This is a genomic window from Methanococcoides sp. DA23, from assembly GCF_057593895.1.
Window position 1 is genome coordinate 431,404 of record NZ_CM172520.1, and the last position, 15,305, is coordinate 446,708.

Annotated in this window: 17 protein-coding genes; 10 read left to right on the top strand and 7 right to left on the bottom strand. The window is 44.6% G+C overall.

Features of this window, described 5'->3' with window-relative positions; translation table 11 throughout:
• Positions 1 to 2 precede the first annotated feature (2 nt).
• From AC20MK_RS02155 to AC20MK_RS02180, 6 genes are all read right to left on the bottom strand, one after another.
• Positions 3 to 1,706, bottom strand: a complete 1,704-nt coding sequence (locus AC20MK_RS02155; protein WP_487356372.1) for a chloride channel protein — start codon at positions 1,704 to 1,706, stop codon at positions 3 to 5.
• Between the two features lie 147 nt (positions 1,707 to 1,853).
• A complete protein-coding gene (locus AC20MK_RS02160) occupies positions 1,854 to 2,411 on the bottom strand; it encodes a flavodoxin family protein (protein WP_487357040.1) in 558 nt (185 codons plus the stop codon).
• A gap of 103 nt (positions 2,412 to 2,514) precedes the next feature.
• Positions 2,515 to 2,862 (bottom strand): hypothetical protein, encoded by a 348-nt coding sequence (locus AC20MK_RS02165; protein ID WP_487356373.1) that lies wholly within the window; start codon positions 2,860 to 2,862, stop codon positions 2,515 to 2,517.
• Positions 2,859 to 3,221, bottom strand: coding sequence for a potassium channel family protein (locus tag AC20MK_RS02170; RefSeq protein ID WP_487356374.1), 363 nt, complete (start codon positions 3,219 to 3,221; stop codon positions 2,859 to 2,861). The genes AC20MK_RS02165 and AC20MK_RS02170 overlap by 4 nt, the downstream gene beginning before the upstream one ends.
• 19 nt (positions 3,222 to 3,240) lie before the next feature.
• Positions 3,241 to 3,609, bottom strand: coding sequence for a hypothetical protein (locus AC20MK_RS02175; RefSeq protein ID WP_487356375.1), 369 nt, complete (start codon positions 3,607 to 3,609; stop codon positions 3,241 to 3,243).
• On the bottom strand, positions 3,606 to 3,926 hold the full coding sequence (locus AC20MK_RS02180; protein ID WP_487357041.1) for a PLDc N-terminal domain-containing protein: 321 nt from the start codon (positions 3,924 to 3,926) through the stop codon (positions 3,606 to 3,608). Before AC20MK_RS02180 ends, AC20MK_RS02175 begins: the two co-directional genes overlap by 4 nt.
• 354 nt (positions 3,927 to 4,280) lie before the next feature.
• Between AC20MK_RS02180 and AC20MK_RS02185 the strand changes: the two genes are divergently transcribed.
• The 6 genes from AC20MK_RS02185 to AC20MK_RS02210 all read left to right on the top strand — a co-directional run bounded on the left by AC20MK_RS02185 (position 4,281) and on the right by AC20MK_RS02210 (position 10,533).
• Positions 4,281 to 4,487 carry a hypothetical protein gene (locus AC20MK_RS02185; protein ID WP_487356376.1) on the top strand — a complete coding sequence of 69 codons (207 nt, stop codon included), beginning with the start codon at positions 4,281 to 4,283 and terminating at the stop codon, positions 4,485 to 4,487.
• 161 nt (positions 4,488 to 4,648) lie between these two features.
• Entirely contained in the window at positions 4,649 to 5,173 is a 525-nt protein-coding gene (locus AC20MK_RS02190; RefSeq protein ID WP_487356377.1) for a dihydrofolate reductase family protein, read from the top strand.
• A gap of 146 nt (positions 5,174 to 5,319) precedes the next feature.
• Positions 5,320 to 7,410: an acetate--CoA ligase alpha subunit gene (gene acs / locus AC20MK_RS02195; protein WP_487356378.1), complete on the top strand. Its 2,091-nt coding sequence runs from the start codon at positions 5,320 to 5,322 to the stop codon at positions 7,408 to 7,410.
• A 45-nt stretch (positions 7,411 to 7,455) separates the two neighbouring features.
• Entirely contained in the window at positions 7,456 to 8,523 is a 1,068-nt protein-coding gene (locus AC20MK_RS02200; protein ID WP_487356379.1) for a phosphotransacetylase family protein, read from the top strand.
• A 143-nt stretch (positions 8,524 to 8,666) separates the two neighbouring features.
• Complete coding sequence (locus tag AC20MK_RS02205; protein ID WP_487356380.1) at positions 8,667 to 9,911, top strand: phosphoglycerate kinase; 1,245 nt, start codon at positions 8,667 to 8,669, stop codon at positions 9,909 to 9,911.
• Positions 9,912 to 9,930: 19 nt separating this feature from the next.
• A complete protein-coding gene (locus AC20MK_RS02210; protein ID WP_487356381.1) occupies positions 9,931 to 10,533 on the top strand; it encodes a TIGR00296 family protein in 603 nt (200 codons plus the stop codon).
• Between the two features lie 26 nt (positions 10,534 to 10,559).
• Here the strand turns inward: AC20MK_RS02210 and AC20MK_RS02215 are convergent, their stop codons facing one another.
• Positions 10,560 to 10,988 (bottom strand): nucleoside 2-deoxyribosyltransferase, encoded by a 429-nt coding sequence (locus AC20MK_RS02215; RefSeq protein ID WP_487356382.1) that lies wholly within the window; start codon positions 10,986 to 10,988, stop codon positions 10,560 to 10,562.
• Positions 10,989 to 11,108: 120 nt separating this feature from the next.
• Here AC20MK_RS02215 and argC point away from each other — a divergent pair, with 120 nt between their 5' ends.
• Genes argC through pfkC form a run of 4 tightly spaced genes read left to right on the top strand, consistent with a single transcriptional unit; the run spans position 11,109 to position 15,301 of the window.
• Positions 11,109 to 12,122, top strand: coding sequence for an N-acetyl-gamma-glutamyl-phosphate reductase (gene argC / locus AC20MK_RS02220; RefSeq protein ID WP_487357042.1), 1,014 nt, complete (start codon positions 11,109 to 11,111; stop codon positions 12,120 to 12,122).
• A 21-nt stretch (positions 12,123 to 12,143) separates the two neighbouring features.
• The gene (locus AC20MK_RS02225; protein ID WP_487356383.1) at positions 12,144 to 12,608 is read left to right on the top strand and encodes a CBS domain-containing protein; all 465 of its coding nucleotides are present in this window, start codon (positions 12,144 to 12,146) and stop codon (positions 12,606 to 12,608) included.
• 9 nt (positions 12,609 to 12,617) lie between these two features.
• Complete coding sequence (gene argJ, locus AC20MK_RS02230) at positions 12,618 to 13,802, top strand: bifunctional ornithine acetyltransferase/N-acetylglutamate synthase (RefSeq protein WP_487356384.1); 1,185 nt, start codon at positions 12,618 to 12,620, stop codon at positions 13,800 to 13,802.
• 38 nt (positions 13,803 to 13,840) lie between these two features.
• On the top strand, positions 13,841 to 15,301 hold the full coding sequence (pfkC, locus tag AC20MK_RS02235) for an ADP-specific phosphofructokinase (RefSeq protein WP_487356385.1): 1,461 nt from the start codon (positions 13,841 to 13,843) through the stop codon (positions 15,299 to 15,301).
• The last annotated feature ends 4 nt before the right edge of the window (positions 15,302 to 15,305 follow it).

The window sequence follows — 15,305 nt, forward strand, 5'->3', positions numbered from 1 at the left end:
TCTCATTTCCTTATCTCTTTTTCCTGAACACGAGTGACTATTTCCTTGTTGTAGGATTTGACGATATCACTTCTTGTGATGATGCCAAGAAGGGTTTTGTCATCATCTCTTGAGACCACGGGCAGTCTTCCAACGTCCCTCATTGCAAATCTTTTCAGTACAACGTCCAGCGTTTCGTCAGGGTAGGCTGAGATGACATCATGGGTTGCAATTTGACTTATTCTGGTGTCAAGCTCTCCATAATTTACCTTTTCTCTCATATCCTCGAGGGTCACTATTCCGCATAACCTTTTATCGCCATCAAGGACAGGGAATCCTGCGTGCCGGCTTGACTGCATAAGGTCGAGGAGGTCCTTCGCGGTATCTTCATCTGATATCGTATGGACATTTGTTCTCATGTAATCCCTGACGAACATTGCTTCCATTATGTTGACCTCTTTTCCTCTGCGTATCGTGAAACCTCTTCGTTTGAGCACTTCTGTGAACATCGATTCTTCGTGAAGACTGTTCGAAATGGAGTTGCTGACCACACATGCCAACATTAACGGTAATATTATGTTGTAGTCCCGTGTAAGTTCAAAGAGGATCAGTACGGCAGTAAGGGGAGCTCTTGCTGTTCCTGCAAGTGTCGCCCCCATCCCCACAAGTGCATAAGCGCCTGCAGCGGCGGTGCTTGTGGGGAAGATGCTGTGTACTACCGTTCCGTAAGCCCCGCCGAGCATGGCCCCTGCGAACATCGATGGTACGATGGAACCACCGGCACCACCGGAACCGATGGTAAATGAGAATGCGAGTATTTTAAGGACGAATAATACCAGAAGCAACTGAATGGTGAAGCTGTTTGCAAGTACATCTGCTATGACGTCATAACCTATTCCGCGTATCTGGGGGTAAAAATATCCCATAAAACCTACCAAAAGGCCGCCAATGGCAGGCTTGAATGCGCTGTGGACGGGAAGTTTGCTAAAGCCGTCATGTACTGTGAAAAGGGTACGTATCAATAATACGGATGTTAGGCCACAAAGAGTTCCAAGTATAAGATAAAGGATAGATTCGCCTATGGGGTCCACAAGGCCGTAGTATGATATCTGTATCGGCTTGACCTCGAAGATCAGATTTGCTACAAGTGTGGCGAATACGGCTGATATGACAATGGGTATGAATGTCCTTGTTTCAAGCTCTCCCAATACCACCTCTACAACAAAGACCACACCTGCAAGGGGTGCATTGAAAGCAGCAGCGATTCCTCCGGCAGCTCCGCATCCTATCAATGTCCTGTAACGATGGTCAGGTGCTTTCAGGGCCTTTGCGAATATCGAGCCGATACCTGAACCTGCAAGGATGCCGGGAGCTTCTTTTCCTACGGAACCTCCGGTGGCAATGGATATTATTGATAAGGCAACTTCCCGAAATGCATCCTTTACCCTTATACGCCCTCCGTGCAAGGCAGTTCCTTCAATGACCTCCGCTACATTGCAGCGACGCATATCTCCGGTAAGGAATACTATGATGCCCACCAATAATCCGCCAATTGCAGGGATGAGTATCACAAAATAGCTACTCGTGATCTCACTATTGCTCCAGAACATCTCTTCTGCATATTTCAGGCAAATGTTGTATGCTACGATCGTCAGTCCTGTGAATATTCCTATCAGTATTGCAATATCATTGGTGACCCCATCTTCAAAGTGAGGCCAGCGTTGCATTAATTTAGTGATGTCCGATCTCGAGAACATGATGGTCCACGAATTTCACATGATAGCTGTGATATTCGATATTAATTCCATGGGGCGCAAAGGATGTGCAATATTGCACATCCTCTGCATGCTTATATTTAATAAATAATTAATATATCATTCTTTTTTGAGTGTGGCACAAAGGTTCTCAATGGTGTCGATAACGGTCTTCATGCCGATCTCGTCATCATCCACAGGCTTTAATGCAATTCCTCCAAAGTGTGCCCCATCGCCTACCGGTAACATTCCGTGCACCATCATGCAATCATGAACGTTCTGGATGGTCTTTTCCTGACCGCCATTTCTGGAGCCACCTACTGCCATTACCGCACCGAACTTTCCACGAAGCTGGAAACCCTGACGCCTGAGCAATACACTTCTGTCGAACAGTGCCTTGAGCTGGGCTGTCATGCCACCGAAATACACCGGAGTTGATATCACTATTGCATCAGCTTCTGCAAGTTTGCCATATACTTCCTGCATATCATCATTGATTGGACATTTCTCACCGCGTCCACACGTTCCGCATGCAATACATGGGGCTATTTTCTTCTGTGAGATCATGATGCTGTCAGTCTCAAAACCCTTGCTTTTTGCGACTTCCAGTACGTTTCTTATGATGGTCTCATTGTTACCTTCTTGTTTGGGACTTCCTGATATTCCAAGTATCTTCATATGATCACTGATTTGCATAGGCAATGTAGGATTATTAGCTTTTGGGTTTTGATCATGTGATCAAGCTATTTTTACAAAGATTATGTGTATCCTTGGTCGCATCTTAAATTATGGATTTATTTGCAACAAAAACAATTCCTAAACTCATGTTTTCTATCCGACTGGCCTTAATATAACGATCATCCACTCCTATCTTCTTTCCACTGTGCCATTCTCCAGAGATCTGGAGTTGATCATTTTTAGAAATAGTACATATTCCGGGATAAACAACGATCACAGCTTTACCATTGAGATCAGCGGAAAAGATACTCTCATATTTTCCATCGATGCCACCAAACACGATCAAAAAATATATGCCGAAAAATGTGGTCGCCTTCTGACATATTCGTGAATCTGTTAGGGCTTGCGATTCGAATACCTTTTGTTCGGAAGTGTATTTGTCTCGATTCATTTTTCTTCGGCTCCCCCTGAGATCGCTTTATAGAGTGAGTTGTAAATTTCGGCAATTACAATGACGATCGGTACGATTATGATACTTGATCCGAGTAGTGCAATGATCGAATGGACTGCTCTTCCAATGCCTGTTTGCGGAACTATATCCCCAAATCCTGTAGCTGTAAGAGTTGTAATGGCCCAGTAGATACTATTTGGTATGCTGGCAAACCCGCCAGTTCTCCCTTCGATAAAGTACATCAGAACGCCTGATATTATTGTCAGGCATAGAAGCGCAAATAGGAATAGGGCTATTTTTCGGAAACTTTCATGTAAAACTCGCGTAAAGGGACTGCTGTGCATTTGATTTGATTCCATTAGTTATTTCTCACACCATTTATTCACCGGTTCGAATTGCTATTATTCCGCCAATCGTAAGTAATAGCCCCGGGAGGATCCACATCCAGAAGAATAAAGCAATTCCAAGTATGCCGGATGCTAACATTAATTTCCCACCTTTCTTCTTGTCCGTTTTAGCAACAATTCCTCCGGCAATTCCCATCGATCCCAATATTAGTGTCACTGTGCCAAATCCCATCATTACTACGAAAGGATCCGAAATTCCGAAAACTTCGGAAGTGCCATACATCATGGTTCCTCCACCTGGCCAGATATTGATTATGGCTACATAAAATATGACAGCTGCTATGATGACTCCAATAGAGCCACCGGCGATTCCAAATATTGTTTCAGTTTTTTTGTTCATGTTATTTTCTCCTGGTTATTCTGCATTCTGACCAGAAAATAATACATAATTGCACCTATGAAATTCAGGACTATTAGCACAACCGACCAGATCAATTTCTCATGCTCTCTTTTGTGGGGAAAATCCTCTGTGTTCCTTTGGAGGCAGTCACATAACATGAATATCCAGAAAAGAATCGCTATTGCAATTATTCCCCACAATAGCTGTCCCACATAGAATGTAAAAACAAGTATGGTAAAGAATATAATAAGTCCGGAGACTGTCCATTCTGATCTTATTTTATTAATCGCATCACTTCCAATTAATCTAGTTACCATTGTCAAATATATTCAATATGATTGACAGTTAAAAGAATTCAACGTTATATTAATTTTATGGATATGTCATTCAACAAAAACAGAACAGTTGTTTTTGAGATGAAAATGATCGGTGTAAATAGGTATAATGTCCAAAATCTGATAAAGTATATTCACTTGCCTGTAAAAAAATTGTAAGGCTACAGCACTACTATGCCTATTATTGCATATGTTTTCCCATTGACATGTCTTATATTCGAATAAGCTTATAATAGGGCAGATATAAAAAGGAATAATTCAAATAATCTATTAGTTTAAAAGATCTCAATAGTTCTGTACTAAAACTGAATAATATAAGCTGGGGGATGATCGGGAATGTGTGCAAAATGGACAATAATTGAAGAACTTGATAATATATCTGATCTTGAAATGTTTGTAGAAGTCACCCTATTAACGGGGGCAGTTAGAAAAGGCAGAATTCGGGCAGACGAAGATTATGTTATATTGGAAGATGAAAAGCATGGGGCGACACATATTATTCCGGTTTCTGCAATTCTTTGTGTTTCATATGGTCTTCCCTAAAAGGATATCTCAAAAAAGTATACAGCAAAACATTGTCACTACTTTGTATTGCTTGAGAACCCCATTTTCATTTTCATGTCTTGTTAGTTCAGGAACTGTTTAAGTTCCTAACATTTAAATGAGAAGATAATTTATCCTTACAAGTTATGGGAGTTGACCCAATGTCTCAAAAGAAAATTCTATACATTGCCATGAGCCTGGATGGATATATTGCAACAAAGTCAGGAAGCGTGGATTGGCTTATCGACATTCCCGGATATGATTTCTATGACCGATTCATAGAGGACATTGGTGCTGTTGTGATGGGTAGGAAGTCCTATGAAATGATCCTCTCATTTGGTATCGAATGGCCATACAAGTTCGCACGAACATATGTTCTTACTCACAGCAATAAGTTCGAGGATACTGACCTTGTGAAATTTACTAGTATTTCTGTTAAAGGGCTTGTGGAACAACTATCCTCTGAAACCGAAAAGGACATCTGGATTCTGGGCGGCGGAGAAGTTGTCCGGGAGTTTCTCGATTCCAAGCTCATCGATGAGATCATCATTGGGGTAATGCCCATTCTTTTAGGCGAGGGGATTCCATTGTTCCGTGAATATGCACATAAGACCGAACTGAAGCTACTTGATGTAAAACAGTATGAAAAAGGAATGGTTCAGCTTCATTATGAAACATTGGCCTAAAGTTTTCTAACTGATGCGATAAATGCTCTTTCTTAGAAAAACATTATCTATCAGTATTTTCAATATTATTTAGTTAGTTAATTAGCAATTAAATACTGGTCTGGCATTATATCGCTTACATTATCTAGAAATTCACAGGTGCCAAAATGCTTGAAAAATTATTCGATCCGGCTTCTGTGGCTGTCATCGGTGCCTCCCGAACTGAGGGGAAAGTGGGGCGGGCGGTGCTTGACAATCTGCTTGAAAGCTACAGTGGCAGGATAATCCCTATCAATCCCAAAGCCGATGAGATCCTCGGTCTGCCCTGCTATCCAACCATTCTGGACGTACCCGGGGGAGCAGAGCTTGCAGTCGTTGTTGTTCCTGCTGTGCTTGTCCCTGATGCACTTGATAAATGCGGTCTGGCAGGAGTAAAGAACGTAGTTGTTATTTCCGCAGGTTTCAAGGAGGCAGGTATCGAAGGCTCGAAGCTTGAACGCAGGTGTGCTGAGATCGTAAAAGGACACGGAATGCGTATGGTGGGGCCGAACTGTCTGGGTATCATTGATACGGCATCCGGTCTGAACGCTTCCTTTGCTGCCTCCATGGCCAAGAAGGGCAACATCGCAATGATGTCCCAGTCAGGTGCAATATGCACTTCAACCCTCGATTGGGCGGATGCAAGAGGGGTGGGTTTCTCGAAGTTCATCAGTCTTGGGAATAAGGCAGATCTGTCCGAGAACGATTTTCTGCTTGAAATGGAGGATGATGAAAACACTGCTGTAATAGCTGCTTATCTTGAGGGTGTGAAGGATGGGCCGAAGTTCATGGAGATCGCACGCGAGGTTTCGCGGAAGAAACCTATCATTGTAATAAAATCAGGCAGGACCGCAGTTGGTTCAAGGGCGGTTTCCTCTCACACCGGTACGCTCGCAGGTTCAGATGAAGCTTACAATGCTGCATTTTCCCAAAGCAATGTTATCAGGGCCGATTCCGTTGAACAGCTAATGGACCACATACGTGCCTTTTCCAGCCAGCCAATACCTGATGGGCGCAACATTGCCATTATCACAAATGCTGGTGGGCTTGGTATTCTGACGGCAGATGCTTGTCAGTTCGCGGGGCTTTCCCTTTCATCATTTAATGAGGACACTATCGCTAAGTTGCGGGGTAAACTTCCTCCTGCAGCCAGCCTTTATAATCCGGTAGATGTTTTGGGGGATGCTCGTCCTGATATCTACGGGTTCGCAATTGAAACGATCCTTGATGATCCGAACGTGGATGGTGTCATCCTTCTAACTTCTCCGCAGGCAATGACGGAAATTAAGAGCATTGCGGAAGTGGTTGCCGAGAAGTGTGCTAATACGAAAAAGCCGATCTTGTGCAGTTTTGTAGGCGGTACGCGGATCGAAGAGGGTGAAGCTATCCTGAACAATCATCATATTCCGAATTATCCTTTCCCTGAAAGAGCAGTTGTCAGCATGGCAGCTCTATGTGACTATGGTATCATGAGGGAACATGAATTTGTTCTGCCTGAGAATTTCGATGTCGATAAGGAATTCGTATCTTCTCTGCTAAACGATGCGATCTCAAATGGAAGACGTACTCTCGGACTCGAATCCTTTGATATTCTCAGGGCCTATGGCATACCTGTGGTGGAAACCCTCAATGTGAAGACATTGCAAGGAGCGTTGGATGCATGTGAGAGCATGGGCTATCCCGTTGTGATGAAAGTACTTTCTGCTGATATCTCACACAAGACAGATGTGGGGGGTGTTCGCATCGGGCTTGAGAATGCGGATGATGTCGAGCGAGCATACCTCACGATGATGTCGGATGTGAGACGTTACATGCCACACGCAGTTGTTTCCGGTGTACAGGTCCAGAAAATGATCACTGGTGGTAAGGAGGTCATCATTGGTATGAACAGGGATGTGCAATTCGGTCCACTACTTATGTTCGGTCTTGGCGGAACATACGTGGAAGTGCTTAAGGATGTGTCATTCAGCGTTGCTCCTGTTGGGGTGGATGTGCTCAAAAAGATGGTATCTTCAATTAAAACATATCCAATATTGACAGGGGTAAGGGGCGAAAGTCCTTCTGATATCGCATCGATCGTTGATACTCTTTGCAGGGTGTCACAGCTTGTAACGGATTTTCCTGATATACTTGAATTTGAGATAAATCCTCTGATGGTGTTGCCTGAAGGTCAGGGATGTGTTGCCATGGACATAAGGTTGACACTTGGAGGCGAATGAATATGCTGACATTATTCAAATTAAAAGAAATGGAGGTTGGGCAGTGTGGCTTCAATATTGATAAGTTCTTCTGAGAAATATTCCGGAAAAAGTTCCCTGTGTGCAGGTATTGGTATTATACTTAAGGACAAGGGATACTCTGTCGGTTACATGAAGCCGGTGGGTAATATGCTGGTGGATGTAAATGGTGTGCTCTCGGATGAGGATTCGGAACAGGCGCGTATGATCTTCGACCTGAAAGATGATATTAAGAACATCACTCCTATCCTTCTTACTGACAACCTTGTGGAAGATGCACTTGCAGGTGTCGAAAAGCATCTTGATAAGACGATCATTGACGCCTATGGTGAGATCACCAGGGACAAGGATGTCGTTCTCATCGAAGGTACCGGTGGCATCGGTGGCGGGGCAATATACGGTCTGTCCGACCCGCAGGTTGCTTCTATTATCGGGACCAAGATCCTTCTGGTCGCCCGATATGAATCCATACATGCGGTGGATCGCATCCTTTCTGATATTGAACTGATACACGACCCGGATATGTTCGCAGGTGTCATTCTCAATGAAGTGGATGAAGGCCAGCTTGAGCATGTTCGTGATCTGGTGGTACCTTTCCTTGAAAATAAAGGGGTCAAGGTAATTGGTGTGCTTCCAAAGGACACTACCCTTCGTTCGGTCCCTATCTCTGAGATAGTTGAAGACCTTCATGCAGAGGTCCTCGCAGGTTCTGAGAATCTCGAGGTGCTTGTGGATCACTATCTTGTGGGGGCAATGGAAGTGAATTCCGCCATCAAGTATTTTAGGCGTACTCCTAATTCTGTTGTGATCACGGGGGGAGATCGGTCTGATATTCAGATGGCTGCGATCGAGGCACGCGTGAAATGTCTTGTCCTGACCGGTAATCTTCAGCCAAGTGCGGCTGTGCTTGGTAGTGCGGATGAGGCAAAGATACCTGTGATCCTTGTTCGAGGGGATACGATGTCGACCATTGAAAGGATGGAGCGGCTAATAGGGCGTGCAAGGTTCAGGCGTGAACATAAGCTAGGTCGCATGGTAGAGCTTATCAATAACAATGTGGATGTCAAAGAGCTGATGTCAATGATCGGCCTTTGATCTTCTTCATTTTAATATATTTGAAAACATCCATTACGGTCCCAGATGGATATACATAAATATGGATTGGTTTATAGTGTCGTGCATCTCATTCATTTCAATTGCAAATTCAAATTATCAGGATTATATTATCAGTAATACCGGTGATGAATACCTTGACTGCTAAAGATTTTCTCACGATAGACGATTTTGATATAGGGAATAGAACAATTCTTGTGAGGGTGGACCTGAACTCTCCAATGAGCCCCGGCGGTGGCATACTTGATGATATGAGGATCAAAAGCCATATACCGACCCTTAGGGACCTGGAGGATGCGAAGGTAGTGCTGTTAGCTCACCAGAGCCGACCAGGAAAGAACGATTTCACTACTATGCAACTACATGCTGATGTGATGTCCAGTTCACTGGGTCGGAAGGTTACCTATGTCGATGATATTTTTGGTACCCATGCCAGAGAGCACATAGCTTCCATGGAAAAGGGGGATGTTATCCTTCTTGAGAATGTGCGTTTCTATTCCGAGGAAACCCTGAAAAGACCTGTTGATGAACATCAGGGAACCCACATGGTGCGAAAACTTGCTCCTCTGTTCGATATTTTCCTGAACGATGCATTTGCGGTATCCCACCGCTCCCAGCTTTCGATCACAGGTTTTACCGGAATTCTTCCTTCCGGGGCAGGCCGTCTCTTGGAGAGGGAAATAACTTCTCTGGATGTGAGCCTTAAAGGTTCTGAATCTCCGTGCATATTTGTTCTCGGCGGTGCGAAGGTCGATGATTCCCTCAAGGTGGCTGAGCATGTCCTTTCAAGTGGTGGTGCCGACAGGGTGCTGGTCACAGGCGTTGTTGCAAATGTAGTGCTTGCTGCATCAGGTGTCGATATTGGTGAACCTAATATGAAGTTCATCGAATCCCAGGGATATCTCGACCAAATCGATAAGGCGAAAAATATACTTGAAAAGTTCGATGGTAAGCTCGTTTTTCCAAGGGATGTTGCTCTTAATGATAATGGAGAACGTATCGAGGCAAATATCGATGATGTGGCTTCGACGAACCTTCCAATAAACGATATTGGTCTTGAGACCATTGTGGCCTATTCAAGCGAGATCGAAAATGCGAAGACCGTTGTTCTAAATGGTCCTGCGGGCGTTTCTGAGATAGAGGGCTTTGAGATAGGTACTTCTGAGATCATCAAGGCAGCAACACAAGCCGGTTATTCAATTGCTGGCGGTGGCCACATTACTGCCGAGGTGCGTAATATGGGGTATGAGAAGATGTTCTCACACATAAGCACAGGCGGCGGGGCATGTATTGATTTTCTTGCCGGGGACCTTTTGCCTGGCATCGAGGCATTGAAGGTTGCTGCAAAAAGATATAGGGAATTTGAATAAAATCTGTGTGGGGGTTAATATGCTAAGTGCTTCTGAAGGGGAACAGGCCGTAAGGCTTGCAAGGGATACCATTGAGTCATTTCTGAAAGATGGAGAGTTGTCAGAGGTCATCGATCTGCCGGAGGTTTTTGGTGAATCACGTGGTGTTTTCGTGACGCTGACGAAGAAAGGAGATCTGCGAGGGTGCATCGGTCATCCTTATGCGGATTCGGTTTTGGGAAGTGCTATTGTAGATTCTGCGATCTCGGCGGCCACAAGGGACCCTCGTTTTCCAATGGTTGATATTTCCGAGATGTCTGATATTATCGTAGAGGTCACGGTCCTGACACAACCGGAACTCATCGATGTTCTTCCGGAGAAGTTGCCTGAGGTCATCGAAATCGGTCGTCATGGTCTGATCGCGAAAATGGGGATGTATCAGGGTCTGTTGCTTCCGCAGGTCGCGCCGGAGAATGATTTTGATGCTATCGACTTTTTAAACCATACCTGTTTAAAGGCAGGCTTGCCACAGGATGCATGGCTTTCCGGGGCACAGATGTACTGGTTCGAAGGACAGATATTCAAAGAGGTCGAGTCCCGTGGGGATATCGAGGAAGAGAAGTTCAATTCCTGTTGTAAATGAAAATAGAGTAGATGAAAGAAATGCTTTCATCTATATTTCTTCATGGTTTCCAGAAGGTCGGATACATTCGTCTCTAGCTCATTTGCGGATTCTCCGATCATGAGATTTACAAGCCCTTCAGGTCCCAGTGTCCTGAAATCGGTTTTCAGGCCGATGATAGTCTTCTTCTTTGAATATGCGTACCCTATCTCCCATGCTGTACCTGAATCGATATCACTGCCACCATCGAGGACCGCTACCACTATATCGCAATTGTCAATTGCATCAAGGTTCAACTGGAATATCTTGTTGGAGTCCATTTCTTCCCTTGCTGCTTCTGTATCGTTGGAATCTTCCTGTGGCACAAAGACATCGAATCCGAGACCTTTTAGTGCAGTTTCCAGTTTCCTGTTAAAATCCTGTTCAGCTTCTGAAAAAAGTGGTGCTGCCAAATATATCTTTCTGGTAATATTCATTTTATCTCCTTCAGTCTAATAGTGCCCTCGATGTAATGTTGGTCAATGTTGATAATTATTCTCATTTAGAAAATAACAACCTTAATTAGTATTGGAAATATACATAACATCATGACCGATATGATAAATGCAGGAATTGTCGGCGCTTCCGGTTATACCGGCGGTGAACTGATGCGTCTGCTTTTGAACCATCCGTATGTCAATATTGAAACGGCTACGTCACGCCGTTTGTCAGGTGAAGCGGTAAGTGACACTCACAAACATCTACGCGGACTGGTGGATATTGAATTTGAGGACCTTTCTCCTGAAGATATCAGGGGCAGATGTGATGTTGTCTTCGTAGCTGTACCCCATGGGACCGCAATGAACATAGTTCCCGAGCTTATTGATGATGATACTAAAGTTATAGATCTTAGTGCCGATTATCGCTTGAAGACAAGTGTCTTCGAACAGGTCTACAACATGGAACATGCTGATCCAAGGAATGCTGTTTTCGGTCTTGTGGAACTCCATCCTGAAGTTAAGGATGAGTCCTTCGTTGCAAATCCGGGATGTTATCCCACAGGAGCAACTCTGTCAGCTGCTCCTCTTGCGGCTGCAAAACTTCTCAAGATGGCCATATTCGATTCCAAATCCGGAATTTCCGGGGCAGGGATAAATCCTACGCTGGCGTCCCATTATCCTAACATGGCAGAAAATGTCCAGGCATATAAACTGACCACTCACAGGCATCGGGAAGAGATCCTTCAGGAACTGAATCGGTTAGACAATGGTTTTAATGATGTGAACTTCACGCCGCACGTTGTTCCTTCAATTCGCGGTATCCTTACCACTGCACATCTTTTCACAAAGGAGAAGATGTCTTTGGAGGATGTACGTGAGCTTTATAACGAATTCTACAAGGACAAGCCCTTTGTAAGGGTCGTTGATGATATTCCTTCCCTTAGCGCTGTAAAGGGCTCGAACTTCTGTGATATTGGTTTTGAGGTAGATGCCAACACCGGCCGTATCGTTGTTGTTTCAGCAATTGATAATCTGGTAAAGGGTGCTTCAGGTCAGGCGATCCAGAACATGAACCTTATGTGCGGTTTTGATGAGACCACCGGTCTTCGCATTGCAGCGACATCCCCATAAATAACGATAGGAGATATGATCATGAATGTAAAAGATATTATGAGCAGTAATGTCATTGTATGCAGTCCGCAGGATACTATTAGCAGTACTGCACAGTTGTTGAAGAAAGAGAACATTAGCGGTGTTCCTGTTGTTGATGAGGGTAAGATCGTAGGGATCGTTTCCGAAGTTGACCTGTTGAAATTGCTGAACATCCCTGAACATGGCGGGCTTTGGCTTCCAAGTCCTTTCGAGATAATTGAGATACCCATACGTGAGCTCATTAGCTGGGAAGACACCAAGAAGATGCTTTCTGATGTTGGTTCAAAACCTGTCAGCGACATAATGGAAAAAGATGTGTTCACGGTAGGTCCGGAAAGTTCTGTGGAGGATGCTTCCAGATCAATGAGCCGCCACAAAATTAACAGACTTCCTGTTGTCGATAATGGTGAACTTGTAGGTCTTATAACCCGCGGCGATATCATTCGCGGTCTTGCAGGTATTTAAAGTGATGCTATGAAAGCGAAAGATAGCGGTCTATGTTCAGTAAAAGGAGTTCGTGCCTTCGGTATCAAGCCGGGAAAGATGGGTCTTGCGATCATCGTGGCTGAAGGGAATGCTGCGGGTGTTTTTACGCGGAACAAGGTCATAGCTGCTCCCCTGATCGTTACAAGGGAAGCCCTTGGTAAGAACGGCAGACTGGCAGCGGTGATAGCAAATAGTGGCAATGCCAATGCTTTTACAGGTGAACAAGGTCTCGCCGATGCAAGGGAAATGGCCTCTATCCTTTCTGAAAGACTGGGTGTCGATAGTGACCTTGTCGCAGTGGCATCTACCGGCGTTATTGGTAGGAAGCTCGATATTGACTGGATACGTGATAATGTCGATGAAGTGATGAGCGGTCTTGTATCATCACCTAAGGGTAACAGCCAGGCAGCAAGGGCTATAATGACCACTGACACGTTCCCAAAGATGACTGCGATAGAGCTTGATTGTGGTGTCTGCATAGGTGGGATCGCAAAGGGTTCCGGCATGATCGAGCCTAACATGGGAACTATGCTTGGTTTTGTTTATACCGATGCGGCCCTTTCATCGGATGTGCTTGATGAATGTCTCAAGGAGGCAGTTGACAGAAGCTTCAATATGGTCGTAGTGGACGGGGACACAAGTACCAATGATATGGTGCTTCTGACAGCTACGGGAGCTACAGGTCTCTCTCCTGATATCAATGAATTTAAGGAAGGACTTGAGCATGTTCTCATGGACCTTGCAAAACAGATCGCAAAGGACGGCGAAGGTGCTACCCGGCTTATCGAAGCACAGGTGAACGGTGCAGTTTCCGAAGAGGATGCTCGCCTTGTGGCAAAGGCCATCGTACGTTCTCCGCTTGTGAAATCTGCTATTTTCGGCAAGGATCCGAATTGGGGCAGAGTGGTCGCAGCGGCAGGCTATTCCGGTGCTGAACTGGATCAGGATAGGTTATCTCTTGCTTTTTCCAATGGTGCGGATACCGTTTATCTCGTGGATGGGGGAAAGATCCTATCTGAAGATAAAGAACACCTGCAGAAGCTGGAATCTATAATGGGAAGTTCGGAAGTCATTATCATGGTGGGCCTTGCCCTTGGCAGTGCAAATGCGAAGGCATGGGGTTGTGATCTTACGTATGATTATGTAAGGATCAATGCTGAATATACTACATGATACGACTGGTTTGACGGTTTTTTATCGAAGGTGATCTTATGGATATTGGGGAGTGGGAATCTGTTTATCGTAAGTCCTATGAGGACATTCTTTCATCTATTGGAAATGTCAGGGGAATATTTGTTGCCTATAACAGTAATATCGATGCCATCAAGCACTTAGGTGCGGAGGATATTAAACATCTGCTGATGAATGTGGATATATCAGAGGTTAGGGAGAAGGTTTTTGAGTATCCACGCCAGGTAGATTCTCCTTCTGACCTTGTTGCAAGACTTATCATCGCTATGCGTGATGGAAAGGCTGCAGAGGTGCCGACGAATACGACTGACATCCATGACTGGCTTACTGATCATTTGGTTTTTGATTCTGCACGAATGGGTGGTCAGGCAGGAATTATCTCCAATCTTCTTGCATCCATGGGAATTGAAAAGGTCATTACCTATGTACCATGGCTTTCTGAGGAGCAGGCAGAGTATTTTGTTGATTCCGATAATCTGCTGTTCCCTGTGGTGGAGGACGGGAAGCTTGTTCTCAAGCATCCTAAAGAGGCATTTGATCCTGATAACAGTCCAAAGGTCAACTGGATACTGGAATTCTCAAAGGGAATGGAGGTGAAGTTTGCGGGAGAGCATTTCGTGATCCCAAGGGATAATCGTTTGATCATCTCTTCCCGACCAAAGTGGATCCGCATCGAGATGGATCCTGAGCTTTACGAGAGGATACCTCAGTTGCAGGCGGATATTGACGGTGCTATACTTGCAGGTTACCAGATGATAAGGGAAGAATATGACGACGGTTCCACTTACATGGATTATGTCGAGAAGGCTGTAAATGTCATCGAAGAGCTCAAGGAAGGGAATCCTGACATACGTATACATGTGGAATTCACTTCAATACAGAACAAGGTCATCAGGAAGGCCATACTCAAACATATAGTCCGGAAACATGTGCATTCCCTTGGTCTTGATACAGTTGAGGTTGCAAATGCCCTGAACGTTCTTGGTTATGAGGAACTTGCATATTCTGTCATCAATAAGGGCGAGAATGCTATCATTTCACTTTATGAAGGTGCGGTGAAACTTTTGAGGGAGCTTGAACTTGAAAGGGTGCACATCCATTCCCTTGGATTTTACATATGTCTTGTATCGAAGGACTGCCCTGTATCTGTTGAAGAACACCGAGCAGCCCTGCTTTTTGGATCAACGGTTGCAGCTGCAAAGGCATCTTTCGGTGAGATAATCTCTCTTGAAAGTACGGAGGCAGGTCTTAATGTTCCCATTTCCGATGAAGGTCACAAGGAACTTTTAAAGCTTGAGAAACACCTTGTCAGAAGTGGAATGTCAAGCATGGAAGACTTCGAGAACGGATGTATTTACACTCCATATTATGATGCGCTTGTCATTCCTACAAAGGTCGTAAGCGAACCGGTTGGCACAGTTGGAATAGGGGATGCGATATCAGCTACTGCGTTTGTGGCATTTCTTTCAAAGCTTAAGTGAGGTG

What these genes read in the sequence shown, in the direction of transcription:
- AC20MK_RS02155 (WP_487356372.1), bottom strand. Translation starts at nt 1,706, where the DNA reads ATGCAACGCTGGCCTCACTTTGAAGATGGGGTCACCAATGATATTGCA.
- AC20MK_RS02160 (WP_487357040.1), bottom strand. Translation starts at nt 2,411, where the DNA reads ATGAAGATACTTGGAATATCAGGAAGTCCCAAACAAGAAGGTAACAAT.
- AC20MK_RS02165 (WP_487356373.1), bottom strand. Translation starts at nt 2,862, where the DNA reads ATGAATCGAGACAAATACACTTCCGAACAAAAGGTATTCGAATCGCAA.
- AC20MK_RS02170 (WP_487356374.1), bottom strand. Translation starts at nt 3,221, where the DNA reads ATGGAATCAAATCAAATGCACAGCAGTCCCTTTACGCGAGTTTTACAT.
- AC20MK_RS02175 (WP_487356375.1), bottom strand. Translation starts at nt 3,609, where the DNA reads ATGAACAAAAAAACTGAAACAATATTTGGAATCGCCGGTGGCTCTATT.
- AC20MK_RS02180 (WP_487357041.1), bottom strand. Translation starts at nt 3,926, where the DNA reads ATGGTAACTAGATTAATTGGAAGTGATGCGATTAATAAAATAAGATCA.
- AC20MK_RS02185 (WP_487356376.1), top strand. Translation starts at nt 4,281, where the DNA reads ATGTGTGCAAAATGGACAATAATTGAAGAACTTGATAATATATCTGAT.
- AC20MK_RS02190 (WP_487356377.1), top strand. Translation starts at nt 4,649, where the DNA reads ATGTCTCAAAAGAAAATTCTATACATTGCCATGAGCCTGGATGGATAT.
- acs (WP_487356378.1), top strand. Translation starts at nt 5,320, where the DNA reads ATGCTTGAAAAATTATTCGATCCGGCTTCTGTGGCTGTCATCGGTGCC.
- AC20MK_RS02210 (WP_487356381.1), top strand. Translation starts at nt 9,931, where the DNA reads ATGCTAAGTGCTTCTGAAGGGGAACAGGCCGTAAGGCTTGCAAGGGAT.
- AC20MK_RS02215 (WP_487356382.1), bottom strand. Translation starts at nt 10,988, where the DNA reads ATGAATATTACCAGAAAGATATATTTGGCAGCACCACTTTTTTCAGAA.
- argC (WP_487357042.1), top strand. Translation starts at nt 11,109, where the DNA reads ATGATAAATGCAGGAATTGTCGGCGCTTCCGGTTATACCGGCGGTGAA.
- AC20MK_RS02225 (WP_487356383.1), top strand. Translation starts at nt 12,144, where the DNA reads ATGAATGTAAAAGATATTATGAGCAGTAATGTCATTGTATGCAGTCCG.
- argJ (WP_487356384.1), top strand. Translation starts at nt 12,618, where the DNA reads ATGAAAGCGAAAGATAGCGGTCTATGTTCAGTAAAAGGAGTTCGTGCC.
- pfkC (WP_487356385.1), top strand. Translation starts at nt 13,841, where the DNA reads ATGGATATTGGGGAGTGGGAATCTGTTTATCGTAAGTCCTATGAGGAC.